Origin of the sequence: Fodinicola feengrottensis (assembly GCF_039530045.1) — a bacterium.
In the GTDB taxonomy this organism is placed as follows: Bacteria; Actinomycetota; Actinomycetes; order Mycobacteriales; family HKI-0501; genus Fodinicola; species Fodinicola feengrottensis.
Genome location: NZ_BAAANY010000004.1, coordinates 88,369 through 110,205, shown reverse-complemented (window position 1 = coordinate 110,205; position 21,837 = coordinate 88,369). Strand labels below are relative to the sequence as shown.

Annotated in this window: 17 protein-coding genes; 9 read left to right on the top strand and 8 right to left on the bottom strand. The window is 66.3% G+C overall.

The genetic code is table 11. The annotated features are described in order from the left end of the window. Both groL and ABD301_RS06080 read left to right on the top strand, forming a co-directional pair. On the top strand, positions 1 to 1,692 hold the full coding sequence (groL, locus tag ABD301_RS06085; RefSeq protein ID WP_344307936.1) for a chaperonin GroEL: 1,692 nt from the start codon (positions 1 to 3) through the stop codon (positions 1,690 to 1,692). A gap of 84 nt (positions 1,693 to 1,776) precedes the next feature. Next, entirely contained in the window at positions 1,777 to 2,988 is a 1,212-nt protein-coding gene (locus tag ABD301_RS06080) for an Nramp family divalent metal transporter (RefSeq protein WP_344307934.1), read from the top strand. Between the two features lie 3 nt (positions 2,989 to 2,991). Here ABD301_RS06080 and ABD301_RS06075 read toward each other — a convergent pair whose 3' ends face one another. Genes ABD301_RS06075 through ABD301_RS06055 form a run of 5 tightly spaced genes read right to left on the bottom strand, consistent with a single transcriptional unit; the run spans position 2,992 to position 8,838 of the window. Then, positions 2,992 to 3,885, bottom strand: a complete 894-nt coding sequence (locus ABD301_RS06075) for a carbohydrate ABC transporter permease (RefSeq protein WP_344307933.1) — start codon at positions 3,883 to 3,885, stop codon at positions 2,992 to 2,994. Then, positions 3,885 to 4,799 carry a carbohydrate ABC transporter permease gene (locus tag ABD301_RS06070; protein ID WP_163569719.1) on the bottom strand — a complete coding sequence of 305 codons (915 nt, stop codon included), beginning with the start codon at positions 4,797 to 4,799 and terminating at the stop codon, positions 3,885 to 3,887. The genes ABD301_RS06075 and ABD301_RS06070 overlap by 1 nt, the downstream gene beginning before the upstream one ends. Further along, positions 4,796 to 6,076, bottom strand: a complete 1,281-nt coding sequence (locus ABD301_RS06065; RefSeq protein WP_163569720.1) for an ABC transporter substrate-binding protein — start codon at positions 6,074 to 6,076, stop codon at positions 4,796 to 4,798. The genes ABD301_RS06070 and ABD301_RS06065 overlap by 4 nt, the downstream gene beginning before the upstream one ends. 53 nt (positions 6,077 to 6,129) lie before the next feature. After that, the gene (locus ABD301_RS06060) at positions 6,130 to 7,557 is read right to left on the bottom strand and encodes an aldehyde dehydrogenase family protein (RefSeq protein ID WP_344307928.1); all 1,428 of its coding nucleotides are present in this window, start codon (positions 7,555 to 7,557) and stop codon (positions 6,130 to 6,132) included. A gap of 60 nt (positions 7,558 to 7,617) precedes the next feature. After that, a complete protein-coding gene (locus ABD301_RS06055; RefSeq protein WP_344307926.1) occupies positions 7,618 to 8,838 on the bottom strand; it encodes an ROK family transcriptional regulator in 1,221 nt (406 codons plus the stop codon). A 192-nt stretch (positions 8,839 to 9,030) separates the two neighbouring features. Here ABD301_RS06055 and ABD301_RS06050 point away from each other — a divergent pair, with 192 nt between their 5' ends. From ABD301_RS06050 to ABD301_RS06025, 6 genes are all read left to right on the top strand, one after another. Continuing rightward, a complete protein-coding gene (locus ABD301_RS06050) occupies positions 9,031 to 11,190 on the top strand; it encodes an L-tyrosine/L-tryptophan isonitrile synthase family protein (protein WP_344307924.1) in 2,160 nt (719 codons plus the stop codon). Next, on the top strand, positions 11,190 to 12,434 hold the full coding sequence (locus ABD301_RS06045; RefSeq protein ID WP_344307922.1) for an MFS transporter: 1,245 nt from the start codon (positions 11,190 to 11,192) through the stop codon (positions 12,432 to 12,434). The genes ABD301_RS06050 and ABD301_RS06045 overlap by 1 nt, the downstream gene beginning before the upstream one ends. Then, positions 12,431 to 13,969, top strand: a complete 1,539-nt coding sequence (locus ABD301_RS06040) for an amino acid adenylation domain-containing protein (RefSeq protein ID WP_344307920.1) — start codon at positions 12,431 to 12,433, stop codon at positions 13,967 to 13,969. The genes ABD301_RS06045 and ABD301_RS06040 overlap by 4 nt, the downstream gene beginning before the upstream one ends. Continuing rightward, on the top strand, positions 13,966 to 15,012 hold the full coding sequence (locus ABD301_RS06035) for a thioesterase domain-containing protein (protein ID WP_344307918.1): 1,047 nt from the start codon (positions 13,966 to 13,968) through the stop codon (positions 15,010 to 15,012). The genes ABD301_RS06040 and ABD301_RS06035 overlap by 4 nt, the downstream gene beginning before the upstream one ends. 14 nt (positions 15,013 to 15,026) lie before the next feature. Continuing rightward, positions 15,027 to 16,292, top strand: a complete 1,266-nt coding sequence (locus ABD301_RS06030) for a hypothetical protein (protein ID WP_344307916.1) — start codon at positions 15,027 to 15,029, stop codon at positions 16,290 to 16,292. A gap of 332 nt (positions 16,293 to 16,624) precedes the next feature. Then, positions 16,625 to 17,284, top strand: a complete 660-nt coding sequence (locus ABD301_RS06025) for a TMEM175 family protein (RefSeq protein ID WP_344307914.1) — start codon at positions 16,625 to 16,627, stop codon at positions 17,282 to 17,284. A 115-nt stretch (positions 17,285 to 17,399) separates the two neighbouring features. Here the strand turns inward: ABD301_RS06025 and ABD301_RS06020 are convergent, their stop codons facing one another. Continuing rightward, positions 17,400 to 18,026 carry a helix-turn-helix transcriptional regulator gene (locus ABD301_RS06020; protein ID WP_279582522.1) on the bottom strand — a complete coding sequence of 209 codons (627 nt, stop codon included), beginning with the start codon at positions 18,024 to 18,026 and terminating at the stop codon, positions 17,400 to 17,402. A gap of 149 nt (positions 18,027 to 18,175) precedes the next feature. Here ABD301_RS06020 and ABD301_RS06015 point away from each other — a divergent pair, with 149 nt between their 5' ends. Further along, complete coding sequence (locus ABD301_RS06015; RefSeq protein WP_163569732.1) at positions 18,176 to 19,933, top strand: hypothetical protein; 1,758 nt, start codon at positions 18,176 to 18,178, stop codon at positions 19,931 to 19,933. A 106-nt stretch (positions 19,934 to 20,039) separates the two neighbouring features. Here the strand turns inward: ABD301_RS06015 and ABD301_RS06010 are convergent, their stop codons facing one another. Together ABD301_RS06010 and ABD301_RS06005 are read right to left on the bottom strand one after the other, a co-directional pair. Then, positions 20,040 to 20,993, bottom strand: coding sequence for a glycosyl hydrolase family 18 protein (locus ABD301_RS06010; RefSeq protein ID WP_344307907.1), 954 nt, complete (start codon positions 20,991 to 20,993; stop codon positions 20,040 to 20,042). 144 nt (positions 20,994 to 21,137) lie between these two features. Continuing rightward, the gene (locus tag ABD301_RS06005; RefSeq protein WP_344307905.1) at positions 21,138 to 21,602 is read right to left on the bottom strand and encodes an RDD family protein; all 465 of its coding nucleotides are present in this window, start codon (positions 21,600 to 21,602) and stop codon (positions 21,138 to 21,140) included. Positions 21,603 to 21,837: the final 235 nt, after the last annotated feature.

Here is a 21,837-nt window from a genome sequence, read left to right as displayed (position 1 = left end):
ATGGCCAAGGAACTGCGCTTCGGCTCAGAAGCCCGAGACCTGCTTCTCGCCGGTGTCGACAAACTCGCGGACGCGGTCAAATCCACCCTGGGACCCAAGGGCCGGAACGTGATCATCGAGAAGATCACCGGCTCCCCCGTCGTCACCAACGACGGCGTCACGATCGCCCGGGAAATCCACCTCAAGAACCAGTTCGAGAACATGGGCGCGCAACTGGTGAAAGAAGCGGCGATCAAAACCAACGACGTCGTCGGTGACGGCACCACGACGGCCACCGTCATCGCGCAGGCGATCATTCGCGAAGGCATGAAGGCCATCACCATCGGCGCCAACCCGGTGCTGGTCAAGCGCGGCGTGGACATCGCCGTCGGGCAACTGGTGGCACATCTGGAAAAAGTCGCGCACTCGATCACCGAGGAGCACGAGTACGCCCGGGTGGCCGCGATTTCGGCGAATGACGACGACGCCGTCGGCGCGATTATCGCGCAGGCACTGCACACCGTTGGCGAGGACGGCATCGTCACCATTGAGGAATCACCGCGGATCGGCATGAGTGTCGACTACGTCGAGGGGTTCGAGTTCGACAACGGCTACCTGTCGCCCTATTTGGTGACCGACCCGGGCCGGCTCGAGGCGATCGTGGACGACCCGTACATCCTGATGTGCAGTGAAAAAGTCACCAAGGTCCAGGAACTGATGCCGGTCCTGGACAAGATCATGCGAGCGCCGCGGCCGCTCGTACTGATCGCCGAGACAGTCGAGGGCACCGCGCTGTCCATGCTCGTGCACAACCACGTCAACGGGAACTTCCAGGCAGTCGCCATCCGCGCACCCGGCTTCGGTGACCGTCGGCTACACAAACTCGAGGACCTGGCCGCGATCGTCGGCGGCAAGGTGCTGTCCCGGCAGTCCGGTTTCTCGATGGAAACCATGACACTGGAGCACCTCGGCAGGGCCCGGCAGGTACGCGTCGACTCCAACTCGACGACCATCATCGGCGGCGCCGGGTCCGCCGAGGATGTCGAATTCCGCGTCAACCAACTCCGCGCCGAGCTCGAGCGCGCGCAGTTCGGCATCGACGAAGACGTGCTCACCGAAAGGATCGGCGCCCTGACAGGGAAAGTCGGCGTCATCCGGGTGGGCGCGGCGACTCCGGCCGAGCTCAAGGAACTGCAGCACCGGGTCGAGGACGCACTGTCCGCGACCCGCGCGGCGATGGCCGAGGGCATTGTCGCCGGCGGTGGCGCCACCCTGCTGCACGCCGAAAAGGTGTTGGCGGAGCACGGTTTGAAGGGTGACCACGCGATTGGCGCGGATATCGTTCGGCGGGCGCTGAGCGAGCCGGCCTTCCTGATTGCCAGCAACGCGGGCCTGCCGGCGGCCGATATTGTCGCCCACACCCGCGGACTCGGCGACGACGAAGGTTTTGACGCCCTACACGAAACCTACGGAAACCTGATCGAGATGGGTGTCATCGACCCGCTGCGGGTGTGCCGTTCAGCGCTGCAAAATGGTGCGTCGGTGGCCGGGTTGCTGCTCACCACCAACACGCTGATCGCCGAAGAACAGACTCCGTGGGGCGGCAGCGCGGCCCTGATGACCGAGTTCGGGCCGCTGGATGAGGGCCTGCACCAGCCGTCGCCGGACGCCAGTACGCCGCAGTCGCTCGGCCTGGGGCCGTCCGTCGGCTAACGCACAACTCCACAGTGGATTGGGAGGTGGTCGTCAGTGGGCGAGCAGAACCCTGCCGTTGCCGCGGTACGGCCACGTCCCCGCGTGTCCAGGCTGCGCCCGGCCACCACCATGGTCGGGCCGGCGTTCGTCGCCGCTGTCGCGTACGTCGACCCCGGCAACTTCGCGACCAATATCAGCGCCGGCGCCCAATACGGCTACACGCTGATCTGGGTGATCATGGTCGCCAACGTGATGGCCATGCTTATCCAGTACCTGTCGGCAAAACTCGGCCTCGCCACCGGACACGACCTGGCCGAGCTGTGCCGCGAACGGCTCCCCCGTCGGGTGTCTTTCGGACTTTGGGTCCAGGCCGAACTCGTCGCCATGGCCACCGACCTGGCCGAATTCGTCGGCGCCGCGATCGGCCTGAACCTGCTCTTTGGCGTACCTATGCCGGTGGCCGGTCTTATTACCGCAGTGGTGGCTTTCGCCATCCTGGCTCTGGAACAGCGCGGCTATCGCCGATTCGAACTGGCGATCGCCGCGCTGTTCGGGGTCGTCTTCCTTGGTTTCGCGTACGACCTCTTCTGGGTTGGCGCCGATCCGGTCGGTGTCGTCGCCGGCCTGATCCCCAGTTTTGCCGGCCCTGACGGCGTTCTGCTGGCCGTCGGCATCATCGGCGCCACCGTCATGCCACACGCGATCTACCTGCACTCGGCCCTGACGAAAGCTCGCGGCCGCGGCGAAGGTGAGGAAGTTCGCCGTAAACTCCTCAAATCCCTGCGCGCCGACGTCATCGTGGCCCTGGGCACCGCGAGCCTCATCAATGTCTCGATGCTCGTCCTCGCCGCCTCACTTCTGCACGCCACCGGCCTCGGCGGCGCCGACCCCATCCTGCTCGCCCACGCCGACCTCGACCGCTACGTCGGCGGCGGCGCCGCCCTCGTCTTCGCCGTCGCGCTGCTGGCTTCCGGCGTCTCGTCCTCCAGCGTCGGCACGTACGCCGGCCAGGTCGTCATGAGAGGCTTCCTCAACCGCAGCCTGCCACTTTTCCTCCGCCGAGGCGTCACCATGCTGCCCGCGCTTGTCGTCCTCGGCCTGCGACTGCCGGCGACCGACAGCCTGGTCCTTTCGCAGGTCGTCCTGTCGTTCGGGATCCCCTTCGCCCTGGTCCCGCTCGTCCTTTTGACCCGACGGCGTGACGTCATGGGCCCATTCGTCAATCGGCGCATCACGACGATCGCTGCCAGCTCCTGCGCAGCGGTCATTATCGCCCTGAACACCTACCTCATTGTCGGCGTGTTCGCGTTCTAGCCGTCACTTCAGTGCGCCGCTCACCAGGTCGATCCGCCAGTAACGTTGGAGGGAAAGGAAGAGAGCGATCACCGGAACCACCGCGAGCAGAGTTCCGGTGATCACCAAGGAATAGAGCGACGCCTCGTCCGCACCATGGCGCAACATGCTGTAGAGACCAACGGTCAGCGGAAACTTGTCATCACTGGTGAGCATGACAAATGGCAGCAGGAAGTTGTTCCACACCACCACGAACTGCAGCAGAAACGTGGTCACCAGCCCAGATCGCATCAATCGCAGGCCCACGGACCAAAACAGCCGGAATTCGCTGGCCCCGTCAATCCGCCCCGCTTCCAGAAGAGAGTCAGGAATCGAGCCCATCGCGTAAATCCGGCACAGATAGATCCCGTACGGGTTGAAAAGCTGCGGCAGGATCACCCCAAGGTAGTTGTCGACCAGACCGATCTTCGACAACAGCAGATACTGCGGAATGGCCAGTACGATCTGCGGCAGCAGCACACCGGCGAGAATGGCGTTGAAAATCATCTTTCGGCCGCGGAACTCATATTTCGCGATCGCGTAACCGGCGGCGGCCGAGACCGCGGTGGCCAGAATCCCGCCGACCGAGGCATAGAGCAGGCTGTTGAGCATCCAGTGCCAGAACACCCCGCCGTCGTACGACGAGAGATCACGCACGTTGGTGACGATACCTGGACCCAAAGACGGCGAGTACGTGGCACTGCTGAACAGCTGCGCCGGAGTTTTGCTGGCCGCGATGACAATCCAGAGCGCCGGTACGATGCAGTAGGCAGCGCCGATGACAAGCACCGCGGTCGGCACCAGGGCGGGTCCACGACGCCCGTTGCCAGCATTTTGCCCCGGCAGGGCGTTGGTACGCGCGGCGACCGTGACCGCCATCAGTCGTCGCCCTTTCCAGCCCGGCCGACCTGGCCTTGCACCATTCGGGCCGCTACCAAGGAAACCACCAGCGCGGCCACCGTAATCAGCGTCGAAGTGGCCGCGGCGGACGAGATGTCGGCGTTGACAAACGCGTCGGTGTAGATCTTCATCAAGGGCACCCAGTCGGACGAGATCGCATTCGACAGTGGCCGCAAGGTGTTGGGCTCATTGAAAAGTTGAAGCGCGGCCAACACCGTGAACAGGCAGCACATCGCGATGGCCGGCCGCAGCAGCGGCACCTTGACCCGCACGGCGATCTGCAGATCGGATGCGCCATCCAGCCGCGCGGCCTCGTAGATTTCCGGTGGCAGTGACCGCAGGGCGGTGTACATCACGATCATGTTGAAGCCGACCGAGCCCCAGATCGCCACGTTGGCGACGGTGAAATACACCTCGGTGACGCCGAAGTAGTTGATGACGCGGCCACCGATCGGGCTGGTGGCCGGCAGGTAGAGGAAGCCCCACAGCAGCGTCGCGATCACGCCGGGCACCGCGTACGGGAGAAAGATGGACAGTCGGGCGAACCGGGTCAGCCGGGCGCGAGGCGTGTCCAGCAGCAGAGCGAAAAGCAGGGCCAGGCCGACTGTGCAGCCGACCGTGACGATCCCGACGACGAGCATCCGGCCCAAGCTGGCCCAGAATCCGCCGTCGCTCAACGCGCCGACGTAGTTGTCCAGTCCAGCAAACATCACCGTGGTGGTCGAGCCGAGCAGACCGCCGGTCACCTTGCGGCTTTCGAAGCTGAGGATCAACGCGTAGATACCTGGTGCCACCACGAAAAGCAGGAAGAGCACGACCGCCGGCAGCACCAGCCCGTACGGCAGCAGGTGCCGGGAGTGCCGCCGGCGGGCGACTGGCGAGAGGGTGGTCACGCGACGGTGAATCCTTTCTTTTTCAGGTCCGAGACGGTCGCGCTCTGCACGGTGTCCAAAGCGGCACTGAACGGCGTACCAAACTGCAGTGCCTTGCCGAAGGCATCCGTGTAGCTGCTGAAGGTGACCGTCACATTGGGCCCCCACATCGTGAAGGCGTGCGCGCCGGGTGCGGCCTGCTTGACCAGGTCGTAGTAGTTGGCCTGGTTGGGGAAGAACGCCGGCGGGCTCTTGAGAACGTCCAGCGATCGGCCCGAAGTCGCGGCTGGGTAGATGTTGATCTGCTTGATCTGCGCGGTGACAGCGGTCGGGTCGGTGTTCAACCACGAGATGAATTGCGCGGCCTGCGCCGGGTGCTGCGAGTCGGTGGTCACGGTCATCGCCGAGCCACCCCAGATGCCGGTGCTGGTGTCGCCGGCGGTCCAGGAAGGCAACGGCGCGACGGTCCACTTTCCCTTGGTGCTCGGCGCGATTCCGCCCAGCTGGGCGGGCGCCCAGGCGCCGGAAACCCAGGTCGCGAGGCTGCCATCATTCATTTGTTTGTTCCACTGCGGGGAAAAGGACGGGTTCTTCGCGACCAGCCCGTCCTGCACCAGGCCCTGCCAGTAGGCCGCGACCTTGTTCGACAGCGCGTCGTTGATGTCGACGTGCCAGGTGGTGCCGCTCAGCCTCCACCAGTTCGCGCCAGCCTGCTGGACCAGGCCGGTGAACCAGCCGGGATCCTGCGCGTCGAAGTTGGTCATCTGCACCGAAGGTGCCTTTTGGTGCAAGGTCCGCGCTTCCTGCGCGTACTGGTCCCAGGTCGTCGGTACGGCCAAGCCGTACTTCTGGAAGACATCGGTACGGTAGAACAACATCAGCGGTGCACTGTCCTGCGGGATGCCGTAGACCTTCCCGTCGAACCGGGTCGCTTTCAGGGTGGCGTCATCGAAATCCTTGACCGTCGTCTTGGTGTCGTCGGTGATGTCCCGTACGACCCCGCCGGCCACCAGCGCGGGCAGCGACTGGTATTCGACTTTCCCAATGTCCGGGCCGTTCTTGGCCTGGTGCGCGGTGATCATCTTGCTGACCAACTGGTCACCGCCGGCTGGGTTGGACACCTTCACCTGGATGGTCGGATGCGCGGCGTTCCAGAGCGCGACGACCTTGTCGATGTTCGGATCCCACGCCCACATCGTGAGCGTGACCTTCGCATCCGACGAGGCGGCACCACAGCCGCTGAGCAGCAGGGCGAGCGCGACAACGGCCCCGACCGCTGCGCCGAGTCTGGTCTTCATATCGCGGTTCCTCACAGACGGGGCCGACTTTGTACGCGGCTTAACGTAAGTGCCTAGAGACCCGCGGTCAACGGGTCACGGGTCCAGCTCGGCAGGTCCAGCGGGGTCCGCTGCAACCCGATCCACTGGCGTTGGGTGAATCCGGACATCTGGTTGTCGGCGCCGTGCCGCGCGTACGCGTCGTTGACGTGCACCTCGCCGGCCCGCAGCCGCTCGGCGACGCCGAGGCCGCGGACCAGGTCGGCGGTGAACACCGAGTTCATCAGCATCGGATAGCCGTTGGTCAGCGCGATCGCCTCCTCCTCGGAGTCGACCACGGTGATCGGGATGACCGGCCCGAAGATCTCCTCGGTGAACGCCGGCATATCCGGCGTGACGTCCATAAGGACAGTCGGCCGGTAGAACAGCCGATCGTACGTACCGCCGGCGACCACCCTGGCACCCTTCGCGACCGACCGCTCGACGATGTCCTTATGGACGCGATCACGCTGCTTCGCGCTGATCAGCGGCCCAAGCTCGACCTGGCCGGACAGCGGGTCACCGACTCGCAGTGCCTCGACCCGCCGAGTCACCGCCTCGACGTAGCGATCGACCACCGCGCGATGCACGATGTGCCGGCTGGAGCTGATGCACGCCTGGCCCTGGAACTCCAGCGAAGCGACCATCGCGCAGGACGCGGTGAGGTCGATGTCGGCGTCCTCCAAGACCAGGAATGCGTTGTCTCCGCCCAATTCCACTCGTACGGGCCGAAGGTCGGCGGCGGCCGAAGCGGTGATCGCGAGGCCGACCGCACGCGAGCCGGTGAAGTCGAGCAGGTCCAGGCCGCGGTGCTCGGCGAGCGCCCAGCCGGCCTCCGGGCCGTCGCCGGTGACGACGTTGAGGACTCCACGCGGCAGGCCGACGTGGGCGGCGGCCTCGGCGAGCACCTGGCCGCCAATGATCGGTGTCAGTTCGGCCGGCTTGAGCACCACCGTGTTGCCGAAAGCCAGCGCCGGCGCCACCGCCCGCATCGCGAGGTTCATCGGGTAGTTCCACGGCGTGATCAGCCCAATCACACCCAGCGGCACCGCCCGGGACAGCGACAGCTTCCCGGCCTTGTACGGCGGCAGCACATCACCGGCGTTCTCCACCGCTTGTACGGCCGAAATCCGCAGCTGCCGGATGCTGGTCGTCACCTCGTCCTCGGCCTTCAGCCGTACGCCCCCGGTCTCCCGCATGCTGAGGACGATGAGCTCCTCCTGGCGCGCATCCAGATAGCCGGCGAGCGCGGTGAGGTAGGCTGAGCGCTGCGGCGCCGACAACGCGGCCCAGCCCGGTTGGGCCGTACGAGCGGCGGCCACCGCCCGATCCACGTCCTGGGCGTCCGCCTGCGCATAGCTGCCTATTGGCTGGTCAGTGGCCTTCTCCATGACCGCGTCGACGCGCCCGGTCCGGGACGGTTGGAACGTACCGTCGATGAAAAGGGCGGCGTCAGACAGCATGGGCACTCCGCGGGCTCGGCCTTTGCTTTTGACTTAAGCTAAGTCCAAAGCAGGCAAAGGTCAACGCCCGTTCGCGACCTCTTTTACCCCGCCAGCCATCAAAAGCCGCACAACCGGCATGGTCGCGGCGCCCATCGCCACCGCCTCCGGACCCAGCTCGCCCACCACGATCCGGGCGTTGCCCGCGAGGTAGGGCAACGCATGCCGTCGTACGGTCGCCTCGACGGCCGACAGGACCTTCGGGCCGAGCGCGAGACCCACCCATCCGGACAGCACCACGTGGTCCGGATTGAGCAGATTGACCAGGCCCGCGATGCCGATGCCCAGCACCTCGGCGGCCGTGTCCAGCGTCTGGGCGGCCGGGCCTGGCTCGACCGAGTCGGCGATCAGTTCGGCCAGCCGGGCCTCGGTGCCGGTCGCCCGGAACGCGGTGGCGCCCGGCAGCCGCAAGTAGTCGTCCAGGATCGCCTCGGCGCCGACGTACGCCTCCAGACAGCCGCGCGACCCGCAGCGGCACGGCCGGCCGCCGATGTTGACGACCATGTGACCCCACTCGCTGGTGGTGCTGGTGACGCCGCCGAGCGAGTCGGACTCGGTGACCAGCGCGGCTCCAACACCGACGCCAAGCAACGCGACAATGGCCCGCCGGGCGCCCTGGCCGGCGCCACGCCAGACCTCGGCCTGGCCGAGCGTACGAGCGCAGTTGTCGAACTGCAGCGGCGCGTCCAGGTGCGGGCGCACCAGGGCGGCGAGCGGTACGCCCGACCAGCCCAGCGTCGGCGCGTACACCAACTCTGGCTGTCCAGGCACCACCGCGCCGGGCACGCCGACCCCCACTCCGAGCAGGTCGGCCGGGTCGACGCCAACCTGCCCAGTCACCTCTTTCACGCCCCTGACCAGCAGGTCTGCGATCAGTTCCGGGGCCGGTTGGGCCGTCTCCAACGGGAAGACCGCGGTGCCCACCTCGGTGAGCATGAAGTCGAAAAGCCCGATCTGGACGTGCGTCTCACCAATGTCGACGCCGGCCACGAAGCCGACATCGCCGCGTACCCGTACCAACGTCCGGGGCCGGCCACCGTCGGAGTCCACCAGCCCGGCCTCCATCACCAGCCCGTCCGCGATCAGGTCCGCGACCACGTTGCTCACCGTCGCCGAACTGAGGCCGGACGCGCCGATCAGATCCTGCCGACTCGTCGGCCCCTGCAAGTAGAGCCGGGACAGCAGCGCGGAGCGGTTGTGGCGACGCAGGTCGCGAGTCGTCTGCCGAACAGGGCGGTTCACAGCTGGAATTCTCGCAGAAGGCGCAACTGACAGTCATACGCAAGGAAGGTGACAGGACCGCGAGTTAACGTTTTCTGCAGCGCGGTCCGATCCGGCGAGCAAGATCACAATGGCATGAAACTTCGGCATATGATTTGGTACTGTTGCTTTCTGGCGGGCGGGGCAAGTCTAGCGAGAGGGTTATCGCGACTGATGCCGCGCAAAGCCTGTTCAGCCGTCGCGGACGGCACGCTCCACGGCGTGATCTCGGCCGACCCGATGCTGTCCCTGCACTGTGCGCCCGCCCCGGTGAGCAGATCGGTTTCGCTGGCCGCACTGGCGTGTTCGCCACGCGCCGTCAATCGGCTGGTCGCCGACTGCTGCGCCGACGAAGACCCACTGGACGTTCTGTTGGAATTGGTCGTACGACCAACGGCACGGGTTTCGCGCATCCTGCTCGATCGCTACGACCGGCACCTTCCCGAGGACGTCTCGGTGGAGCTCTCCGGTCACGGCCACCCCACCGGCCGGGTCTTCTTCGACCATGGGGGGACCTCACAGAGCTGGCCAAACCTGCGATCAACGTTGCTGCGGTTGGGTCAGCGAATCCCGGCGCGAACAATGTTCGCGCCGGATCAGATCCGCTGCGCCATCATTCGTACGATCGACGAGGAACTGCGTTTTCTTGGTCCGACCGCGCACACGGCCTGGGGTGGACACGCGGTCAGCCCAGAACAGGACAAGATCCTCCGGGACGTGCTGGATCACGTCGCGACCGCCGCCCGGCAAGCCCGCCGGCAGCCTGGTACGGCTCGGCCGGCCGTTGTCATCGACGGCGAGTTGGTGGCGTTGGCCGGACTGCGACGGTTCTGCTGGGAGGTGTACGACGCTGGCGGCCGGACGGTTTTCGCCGTACCGAAGCGGAACGAGCGCCGTGACATTTTCCGGGCACTGACCGGTGCCGGCATTCTCGGGCCAACCGTGCTCACCCCACCGGCGTTGCGCCGGTCCGGTATCACGCCCGTGTTCACCTTCCGCCCCGCGGATGTGGCGACCTTCGAGACATCCCCCCGAAACGGGCTGACCGATCCGGCCGGACCGGCGCCGGCTCGCTCGCTGGCCGAGTTGTCCTTGGGTGAACTGCGCGATCATCGCGCGTCGGCGTCTCACGCCGTCACCCTCGATGACGAGGCTTCGCTGTTCCTTGTCTCGGTGCTGCTTGCGGCAACGGCGGCGGCCGCCCACCGGACCGCCGGCCTGGCCCGCGACCGAGCCGAAACCATCGGCGGCCAAGTGCACGAAATCCTGCTGAGCAAGCAGTTCCGCAAGGGATCGCGGGACAACTATCCGTGGTCGCTGGCTGAGCAGACGATCAAGCCGTTCGTCGACCGTGGCGAACCGATCCGGGTGATGACCTTCGGTTTTCCGGCGAAACTTGACTACAACGGGCTCAAGACCGCCGGCCCACTGCCGGATTTCGGGGAACTGGCGGCACTCGCCCGGTTCGGCGAGCTGCAGCGAGCGGTCCGACGGGTTTACCCGCCGGGCCTGCACATCATGGTGCTGTCCGACGGGAACCATTTCCGCCCCCGCCCCACCGAGCTGCTTCGCCCGTACCAGGCCAAACTCGCCGAGTTCCAGGAGCTGGTGGGCACCGATGTGCTAACCGTCCATGACCTCGACGCACTGGCGATGGACCGGCTCGGCGCCGACCCGGTCGCCGAACGACTGCGCGCGGTGGGCAGGCACGTACAAACGATCACCGCGACTCTCGACGGCATCGACGTCACGCGATCACCGTTGCGGGCACTGGAAAAGGCCGACCGAAGGCTTGCCGACGGGACCGGCTCGCCCTCACTGGCCGCGCTTTTCCGTTCCCTGGTTTACGCGGTCACCCTGCCTCCCGCACCGCGGCCGATGCGACCGCAGGACTGGGCACGCCAGCTGTACGTGGACGTGTTCGATGTGACGGATCCGGTACTGGGCAAGGAAAGAGGCCAGGTGCTGAGCAGGGCCTGGACGGACGCCATCCGGTATTTGGCGGCCATCCGAGCGGACCGCGAGGTGGCCTACGAGGAGGCGCTGGTGCCCAGGCCGTACGTCCGACTGTCCCCCCATCCGCGGCCCGGCACGGTCGGTTTCGGTTATCTGGGCGGATCCTGCATGCTGCCGTGGCACGGCGTGGGCCTGGTCGGCACCGACGGCATCGTCTCGTCCGGCCTCGCGATCTCGGCCGCCGACGCCGGATATGTGCCCGTACGATCGGCTCTGATGGGCACCGATCAGCCCTGGTTCCTCGCGCCGGTCACCGCGACCCACAAGGGAAAACTCAACCCCGCGTTGGTCGCCTCGCTCCGGTTGCGGCGGCGCTGATGGCAAACGTCGTCGTCCGGCACCTCCGTACGACCCTGGTCGCCGAGACCAGCGCCGGCCGGTTGCTCGTACTCACCTCGTTGCTCGGCAGCATCGGTCTCGGCCTCTACCAGGCCGGCAGCGCGGTCTATTTCGTACACGTCATAGGATTTTCCGGCGTCCAAGTGGGATCCGGGCTGTCCGCGGCGGGCCTGGCCGGGCTCGCGTTGGGCATCCCGATCGGCCGGCTGGCCGACCGGCTCGGGCCGCGCGAGGTCACTGTCGCGGTGTGTGTCCTCAAAGCTATCCCGCTCGCGGTTTTCCCATTGGCCGGTCACTACTGGGTTTTCCTACTGACCGCGGTGGTTTTCGGGGTCGCCGACGCCGGCTGGAATGTTGCGAACGAGGCCGTCATCGCCGGCACCATGAGTGGCTCGCACCGGGTCCGGCTGTCCGCTCAACTGCGCAGCATCTACAACATCGGGATGACAGCGGGCGCGTTGCTGGCCGGGCTGGCGGTCGCCGCCAACGTTCCGGCGGCCTATTTCGGGCTGTTCTGGGGATACGCGGTGACCACCCTCATCACCGCGGCTCTTTACCTGCGATTGCCGCATGTTCCGGGCACCGGCGCCGTCCACGCCTCCGTCCACCGGCTGGCCGCGCTGTCCGATCTCCCCTATCTGGCGGTGGCTCAGGTCAGCGGATTGGCGCTGCTGAGCGAAACCGTGCTGGAGATCGGGCTGCCGCTCTGGGTGGTCACCCAGACCACCGCACCACGGTGGCTGGTGCCTGGCCTGCTGGCCGTCAACACGGTCCTCGTGGTCATTTTCCAAGCCCGGGCGGCCCGCGGCGCCGAGACGATTCCCGGTGCGGTGCGTACGCTCCAGATCTCTTTTGTCGCCCTGATCGCCATGTGCGTGCTCGCGGCCGTCTCGGCCGCGGTGCCGGTGTGGGCCGCCGTGCTGGTCCTGGTGGCGTCCGTCGTCGCCCTCACCGGCGGCGAGATGGGCAGTTCCGCGGCCCGTTGGTGCATGCGATTTTCCTTTGCGCCAGAAGGCGGACAGGGTCAGTACGGCGCGGTTTTCCGGCTCGGCCAGATTGGCCCGCGGGTCATCGGCCCGGTAGTGGTGACCGCCCTGCTGGGGCAATGCCACGCGATGGGCTGGCTGGCCCTCGCGGTGGTTTTCGGGCTGGGCCTGGTTGCTGGCCCGGCTGCTGCCCGCTGGGCACAACGCACCCGAATAGAGAAAGCAGCAATCTCATGACTATCACCGAACGGACCCTCACCGAGGTGTTTCGCCGCACCGTCATGGCCGGTGCCGACTATCCGGCGATTATCGAGGAGTCCGGCACCGCGACCTACCGCGAGCTCGACCGCGAGTCCGACGGAATCGCCGCTGCCCTGCACCACAAAGGCGTCCGGCCTGGCGAGCTGGTGTGCCTGGAAGCCTCCCGTACGAGGGCCGGTTTGGCCGCCCTGTTGGGAATTCTGAAGGCCGGCGCGGCCTATCTTCCGCTGGAGCCATCAAATCCACCGACCCGTCTGCGGGACATGGTGCGGGACAGCGGCGCCCGGCTCTTCGTCGGATCGGCCGTACAAGCCCAAAACTGCGGATTCGACGAGACGGACGCGATCTTCTTCGGCGCCAACCCCACGCCCATCGCCGGGCATGGTGTCGCCGGCCAGGGGTCCGACCCGGCCTACGTGATTTACACGTCCGGCTCGACCGGACGCCCGAAGGGCTGCGTTCTCACCCACGACAACGTGCTGTCCCTGGTGAAAGCGACCCTGCCGCTCGTACGCACCGACCATCAGGACCGGTGGACACTCTTTCACTCGGTGTCTTTCGACTTCTCCGTCTGGGAAATGTGGGGCGCCTGGGCGACCGGCGCCGCCCTGGTGATCGTGCCTGACACCATCGCCCGCTCCGCCGAGGACTTCCTGGCCTTCGTGGACCGGCACGGCGTCACGGTGCTCAACCAGGTGCCGTCGGTTTTCCGTGCCCTGCAAGGCGCCCATGCCGCCGCCGGACACCCGCCGCTGCCCGTACACTATCTCATCTTCGGCGGTGAGTCGGTCGATCTGCCGGTGGTACGCGACTTCCTTGAGTCCCTGCCAGCAGCGCGGCGGCCGGTCGTCATCAACATGTACGGCATCACCGAGACCACGATTTTCGCCACCTGGAAGGAAATCACCGGAGAGGTGCTGGCCGGGCCGGTTCGCTCGCCGATTGGCCGGGCGTTGGCGCATCTGCGAGTCGACGTACGCGATGACGATGGCTTGCCGGTGCCAGCCGGCGAGACCGGCGAGCTGTGGCTCAGCGGCGAGGGAGTGGCTCGCGAATACCTGAACCGGCCAGACCTCACCGCCGAGCGTTTTCCGCTTGTGGACGGTCACCGCTGCTACCGGTCCGGCGACCTGGCCCGCGAACTTCCCAGCGGTGAGCTGGAATATCTCGGCCGCGCCGACCAGCAGGTGAAGCTGCGCGGCTTCCGGGTCGAGCTCGGTGAAATAGAGGTGGTGCTACGCGACTGTGCTGACGTCGACGATGCCGGGGTCGCTGTGGTGACCAACCAGCTGGGCGTCCAACTGCTGGTCGCCTGTGTCGTTGGCGGGGGTCTGGACTTCCCAGGCCAAATAAGGAAACACGCACAGTCCCGACTCCCCCGCTACATGGTGCCCGGGCGGTATGTGGCGGTTCCCCGGCTGCCGCTGACCAGCTCGGGAAAACTTGACCGGCAGGAACTGACCCGGCTCGCGGCCGGCGACCTGCATCTCTCCGGAAGGACCGATCGATGACCTTGGACCGCTCTCAGGTAGAAAAACTGCTGGTCGCCCAGTGGTCGGAACTGCTGGACCTGGACGTGCGGGCCGACGAGAACGTGTTCGACCTCGGCGCGTACTCACTTCTCGTGGTGGACGTGGTGAAAAGGCTGCGAGATGCCGGTGTCGAGGTCAAGGCGATGGATGTTTTCGACCATCCGGCGCCGGCCGAGCTGGCCCAGCACCTGTGCGCCGACGAGCCGCAGCCGACCTCGCCCACCGATGATCTGGTTGGCCGGGTCTGGCGGGAGAGCATCGATCCGACCGATCCGGCCGCGCCGGCCGCGTTGGTGCCGATCATCGCCGACGGCACTCGTGAGCCGCTTTACTGCGTCCCGATGGGCACCGGCCACGCCCAGTTTTTCGGGACTATCGCAGAGAACTTCCGGCAGGGCCGGCCGGTCTACGGATTCCAGGACCGCGGCCGTACGGCCAAGGTCCGGCCATTCCTGTCCATCCGTGACATGGCCGCGAACTACGTTCAGGAGCTGCGCGCCTTCCAGCCGCAGGGCCCGTACCACCTTGCCGGATTCTGTTCCGGCGCGGTCGTCGCCCAGGAAATGGCCAGGATCCTCACCGAAAGCGGCGAAGACGTGCCGACGCTGGTGATGGCCGGGCCGTCCGGCGACTATCCGGAAATGGACCCCGGGCTCGGGCTCACCGAGCTGGTGGAATTTCAACTGGGCACCGTACGCAACAAACTCGGTCGGGACCTGACCGATCTGGACAGCGTCGTACGGGACTTGGCCGAGCTCCGCTGGTTCGAGGACGGCTTGCCGGCCGCCGATTTCTACCGCCGGATGGTGCTGTTCGCCGGCGCGCTTTTCGCCCAGGAGCACCACACTCCGCAGCACTACGCCGGTCCCGCGGTCGTCTGCATGTACGCCCACGAGGACGTTCGGAGCTACTGGGCGCCTCTGTTGCCGGCGGCGACCATCATGCAGGTGGCGGCGATCACCACGCTGGACCTGCTCCGCGAACCGGCGCTGGCGGCGGAGTTCAGCCGCCTGCTGGCGTGAGGCGGGCCGCGAAAATGCCGCGAATCGTTGTTGTCTATGACGAAGGTGCTGTCTCGCCGGCGGAGATCGTCACCGGCTTGAAGGAGGTCGGCGAGGTCGTTTTCGCGCTGCCGCCATCGGATCACAACGACGGTATGGCACCGCTCATCGACGATCTGGCCACCTGCGTACACATCCCCGAAGAAGCCATCGACGAGGTGCGTGCCCTTAGGCCGGACGCCGTACTCACCTTCAGCGAGCGGCGCGTACGACTGACCGCCAACCTCACCGAAGAGCTCGATCTTCCCGGCCATTCTCCGGAAGTAGCCGCGCTGGTCACCGACAAGAGCCTGCAGCGGGCCCGGCTGGCGGCCGTCGATCCGGTGCCGTCCGCGCTGGTCGCCGGCCCGGACGACTGGGACCGGTGCGTACAGTTGGTGGGTACGCCGGCCGTCCTGAAACCCGTACGCGGACAGGGAAGCCGGGACGCGTACCCGATCGAGGACCCGCACGCGGGCGCCGATTTGGTACGCCGGCTCGCCGAACGCGGAACGCCGTTCCCGATGCAGCTCGAACATTTCCTGCGCGGCCGCGCGTCCGGACCGTTCGCGGACTACGTCTCGGTGGAGAGCACCGTCTGCGACGGCCGGATCGCACACCTCGCGATCACCGGGAAACTGCCGATGTTGCCGCCTTTCCGGGAGGTCGGTGAATTCTGGCCAGCCGTCCTGCCCGAAGCCGAGAAACCAGCGGTGCTGGACCTCACAACGGCCGCGATCCAAGCGCTGGGCGTCCGGTTCGGCATGGTGCACACCGAAATCAAGCTTACCAACGACGGGCCGCGGATCATCGAGGTGAACGGCCGGCTGGCCGGCTACCTGAACGGCATCTCGGTGCGCGCGGCCGGCCTGGATTTCGTTCGTACGGCAGCACTGGTGGCCCTCGGCGAGGACGTACGCCTGCCGCCGCCGCGGTACGACGGCGTCTTCTTCTCCTTCGCGACCCCGGCCCCGCGGCTGCGCGGCACACTGGTATCGGTGAAAGGAATCGGGGAGGTCAGCCGGCTGCCCGGGATCGTCAGCTATCGGCGGTATGTGTCGCCAGGTGGTGCCATCCATGACGGTGTGGGCACTCAGCGGCTGGACATTGTTTCCGGGCAGGCGCCCGATCATCAGGCGATGCTGGACCTGATCGACCAGGCCCGCAAAGCCCTGACCTTCACCTTCGCCACCGAGGAAGGCACGACCGTCCGCAGTGGACAGGATTTGCTGAACCACGCCGCGAAATCGACGTTTTGGTAGTGGTTATCGGCGTGTCGTCAGCGAAAACGCCGAGTTCGCGAAGGACGTCAAAGGTTCGCCAACGGGGAGCGGGGACCGTCCTGGCGGAGCTGGAGGTCTCGTCGCGACCGCCGCGGCTGCCCCGATGACAAGGCCAGACCAGAAGCCGGCCTCCGCTGTAGTTGATCGCATTACCAGTTGCACTGCATCGGTCGCCGATGCCCAACTTCGGCCGCCGGAAAACTAGGTCAGCTGCCACTCCAGCCGATATTCGCGACCTCACAGTCAAGTTCGCGGAGGCGGGAGTCGCTAAGATCCGGAACCGGTACTGACCGCGAGGGGTGGGAGACGGCGTGAGTGACGGTTCGGGGCGATTTTCCCGGTGGGCCGGAGGCGCTGAGCGCGGTGACGCGGCCCGGCTCGAGGCTTTCAGCGACGGCGTGCTGGCGATCGCCATCACGCTGCTGATCCTGGACGTGCACGTCGAACCGGAACACGGTCAGTCGTTGGCGGCCGCGTTGTTGGCGTCCTGGCCACAAATCGGTGCGTACGCGGCGAGTTTCCTGCAGATCGGGATCATGTGGGCCAACCACCACACGCTTTTCCGTACGATCGCGAGAGTCGACCAACTGCTGCTGTTGAGCAACCTGTTCCTGCTGATTTTCGTTTCGTTCCTGCCACTGCCGACCCGACTGGTCGCCGAGCATCACCTCAACGACGCGGACGGACGTACGGCGATGCTGCTGTACGGCGGGACGCTGACCGCGTGCGCGCTGGCCTTCAACCTGATCTGGCGGCACGCCGCCCGCCGGGACCTGCTGGTTCCGGGTATCAGCGCGGCGTTCCGGCGCGATGTCGGCCGCCGCTATCTGCTGGGCCTCGCCGTATATCTCGTTTCCACCCTGTTGAGCCAGATCCACCCGTGGATCACGCTGGCCCTGACCGCGGTTATCGCGGTGTTCTTCCTGCTCGGCCCGTCTCCCCGGCAGGCGGTGGAAATACCGGCGGACTGAAGCACAGGCTAGAGGACGTACGAAATGGCGGCTTTGTCGGCGGTTTTAGAAAACTCCAACATGCCTATGGGCGGCGCCCGTGAACCGGGTGCCGCCCATACCGTCTTCTTGCGGGCTAGATAAGGCCGTGTTTGAGGGCGTACGCGACGGCGTGGGAGCGGTTGCGCAGGTGCAGTCGGCTGGTCACGTCGTGCAGCACGTTTTTGACCGTACGCTGCGAATACGACAGCTTCTGCGCGATTTCCTCGGTGTCGAACCCGTCCGCCACCAACCGCAGCACCTGCACCTCCCGCTCCGCCAGACCGGAGAAGGTCAACCCCCGCGGGCCGAGCACCTGCCGCTGCAGCTGACCGACCTGGTTAAGCAACCTCCCCAGCAAATCCGGCGGCACCGCCCCATCGCCGGCCGCGGCCGACTTCAACACCGTCACCAAATGCTCAGCGGTAGCCTCCGCGCGGCGTACCAGACCGGCGACACCGATCTCCACGACCGCCACCAGCTCCGACTCCTCGATCTGAGTCGCGATGATCACCAACCGGTTGATCCCACGAGCCCGCAGGCCACGAAGAGCGCGAATCGCGGTCTCATCGATCCGGTCCGTCACCACCAACGCGACCTGCGCGGACTGCCACTCGTCGTTGCTGACGATCCGAACCTCAGGACGCGGAGCCAACTGCCCCTTGATCCCCGCGTAGGAAATCGGGTCACGAGCGTGAAGAAGAACTGGTAGACGTTCCATCATCTGAACCACCTGCCGGAAGACGTGTCAATCTGATGGGACAAGCATCCTCAGTACGGTTAACGTGCCCTTAAAGTGCAGCGCTGCCTGCCCAAACATCGCCCCGGACCGTCCGCCCGAGAGGGCCTTGGGATGTGGCAGGGTACGACCTCATGACCAACGCAGAAGGCGTCGCCGACCCGCGGCTGGAGGCCGAGGGCGAGCTCTGCATGGCCCGGATCGCGCTCGACGAGGGCGACCGCCAACACGCCGCCGACCACGTGGCCCGTGCGCTCGTCTGCGCCCCGACGCTGCCCGAGGCGCACGAGTTGCTCGCCACGCTCGGCGACCTGGACCTGTTTTCGACCGAGCAGCCGGCGTACCTCGGAACAGTGGTCGCCCGGGCGCATATGCTCGCCGCCCACGGCCAGGCCACCGAGGCGCTGAACCTGCTGGTTTCCGCGCAATGCCACGACCCGGATGGCCACTGGGCAGCCGTGCCGTGGGTTCTCGACCCGGCGCTGGCGGCTCACCTGGACCCGGACGACCTCAGCGGCTGGGTCGGCCGGCTGCTCGGCGTGATGGCCGACCCGGTCGGCGCCGACCGGCGGGCGCCCTTCCAGCCATACCTGCAGCTCATCACCGCCGCGCTCGGCGCCCATCCGAGCGCCGCAGCGCTGTTCGTCAGCGCGTCGATGTTCGTACGACGGATGGGCGATCCGGTACGTGCCGCTGACCTCGCGTTGCGCTCCGAGCAGCTGCGACCGTCGTTCCACGCGGCGCTGGCACTGGGCTACGCGTACCGGGCGCAGCAACGCATCGCGGACGCGGAACAGGCATGGCTGCGCGCGCTGTCGTACGACCCGGGCAACCTGGCGCTGTTCACCGACATCGGCGAGCTACTGGAAGGCGACGGCCGGGCCGAGGAGGGCCTCGCATGGGTGGAGCGCGCGCTTGAGCAGGATCCGGACGACGAGAGCGCGTTCCCGACCGCCTGCGGCATGCGCTTTCGGCGGGACGACGACCCAGCCCACCTGGTGGCGCTCGCCGACTACGTGGCCGCCCATCCGGACAACGGGCACGCGGACAACGTGCTTCAACAGGGCGCTCGTACGCGCTACTGGCTCGGCCCGATCCCAGCGGCCAGTGAGGCCGTGGTCGATGTTCTGGCTCAGGTGATCGAAAAGGAGGGCGCTGGCGACGACGGCGGATCGCTGACGTTGACGCTGTCGGCCCCTGAGCCGCCGAGCGCACTGCTTGCCTGCGAGCGCGCGCTTCCACACTTCACGATCACCATCACTGACCGCCCTGAGCCGGACGCGTGGTTGCCGGTGCCGCAGTTCCACCCGCAGGTGCCGCAGGCCGCGATGGACTATCTCGTGTGGCGTCCGGACGGGAAACCCGCGGTGCGGCCGCCGTCCGAGAACGCGCTGGAGGCGCTGGAATCGCTTGCCGGGTGGCGATGGCGGCATCTTCCGGCCGCGTTCGACGACGCCGTACGCCTCGCCAGCCTGCCGTTGACCGACCTCCTCGGCGTCCTCGTCCATCCGCCGACGGCACCGGATCCGACCCAGTGGCCGGAGTGGATTCGCGCCGTCCAGGCCTGGGCCTGCCTTGGCATCGCCCACCACGACGCCGACCAGCCTTGGCGTGAGTCGACCCGTCGCGCGGTCCTTATAGACCTCGCCTTCGGTCCTGAGGACTGGGTCACCGAGGCCGCTTTGTTCGCGCTGATCGCGACCGCGTGGGTCGACGCGGACGTACGCGAGGATGTCGCCAACCTGGTCGCCTGGCGGTTCATCGCGGCTCTGGACGCGTCGAAGACGCGCCCGGTGACCATTTCCGGGTCACTCGCTCAGCTCGTACTGATCACTCCGCTGGCCGAGCCGTCCATCGTCGATCTCGCCCGTACGCACCTCTCGGCCGACTAGGATGCCCACTACCCTCACTGTATGAGCGATTTGTCAATCAAAATCGTGCGTCGGCTGCGACGGGCCGCGGCTGCATCAGGAGATGGCGACGCGGCCGGACGCCGGATCAGCTGGTGATGGCGTTGAAAATCTTCGAATACGCGTAGCCGGTCTTTTTGTCGAAACTGTACATCTCCCAGAACGACAGCTCGGCAACACCATTGCTGGCAGCGAATGTTTCCAGTGTTTTCGCGTTGGCCTGGGTGAAATTCTCGTCGTCGTCATTCTTGCCGGCAATCGGAGTCAGACCAATCATCGCGTACGCGGCCGAAACCGAGATCCCGTAAAGGTTCGCCAACTGGCTCGCGGTTGCCTTGGCCGCCGAAATAGCGTTGTTGAGGGCGCTTTCCCCGTCGCCGAAGTCCATTGTCATCAAGTTGACTACGGAGACTTTCACCCCTTTGCTTTTGGCGTCCCGGAGCAGTCCCATTTCCTCGGACGGCAGGCCATTCGGGGCCACCGGGAGCGTGTATTCGACCTGTACGGCCGGATTTTGCGTCTGCAGCGCGGCCAACGCGGCATTGCGTCGAGAATTGGACGTGCTGTCGTCCAGGATCGGTCCTTCGATGTCGAAGTCCAGCCGTGGCACCGAATAGGTGTTGATGACGTTCGCGTACGCCGCGGTCAGGCTCGTGGTGTTCGTGCAAGTCTGCGCGACCTCGTGGCCCCCGCCGCCACCAAAGGACGGCATCACCTCGCCGCCGGCGGCCTGCAACGCGTTAATCTGCGACTTGAACCCTCCGACGCCCTCGCTGTCGTCGGCCTCCCAGTAGGAACTGCAGCCGGAGTTCGCGCTCAGAAAGGCGAGTTTGAAGAACTTCGTACCGGTGGCCTTCATATTCCCCGCCATGTCGTCGGCGTTGTAGCTGCCGATCTCCAGGTATGGCGCCGCATAGTGGGCTGGGAAGGCCGGGCTCGCTGCTGCGGCACCACCGGCTGCCGGGACGGCACCGACCATCGCGGCACTGACAACTATGGGTAGCGCTGCGCGCAAAAGCGCCTTGGCGGGGGACGTACGCATGCTGGCTCTCCCTGAGACGACGGTCCTCACGACCGAAGACGGCTACCCGTCGCTCCCGCCCGAACGACAGTTAGTGCTAAATAGCGAAAGTTATACCCGTACGCGCCATCTGAGGGCAATGGTGAGGCCGTTGTCGGTCAGTCGTCAGGCCCTCGTACGCGTCGGCGCATCGAGCGGCTGATGTCTCGCCGCGACGATCAGTCGGCTCTTGCCCGGGTCCAGACCTGAGCTCGCTCCGCCACCAAGCTCTGCGGCGAACACCGCGACCAGAAAACTGTTGCGGAACCAGTATCGGACCAGCTGCCAAAAGCCGGCCCGCTCGCCGTACTCCGTCACGACCCGCAAGCCAACAATCAGCTTTCCGATGCTGGCGCGGAATATCCACTGCACCAGAATCCGATTGAAGACCGAGAACCCGACCACCGCTACCGGGACTTGCCAGGTGACGTGCACGCCGCCCTCGATCCGATGCCCGCCACCAACCAGATAAGCGGCCACCCCGACCACGACCGTCAGCACAAGGTCAATCCCCACCCCACTCGCCCGATGCCAGAACCCCGCCGGCTGAAGCACCTCGTTTCCCCCATTCCCAGACCTTTCACCCAGCATATCCAACCCCCATGCGCCAAAAAGTTAGGGTCTCGCACGCCCCCGTTCGGCCCCACCCCGTGCGGGACTGTCACCTCTAAACCAAAGTGGTCAACTTTGTACGGGACCCAGCCCCACGTACCCCACCCCGCGCGAGACCGTCACCATTTCCATCAAGTTGGTCAACTTCGACGGGACCCAGCCCCGTCCGGCGCCATCGGCCGCCAGGCCGATGTTGTCGCCCCTCCGGCAGGAG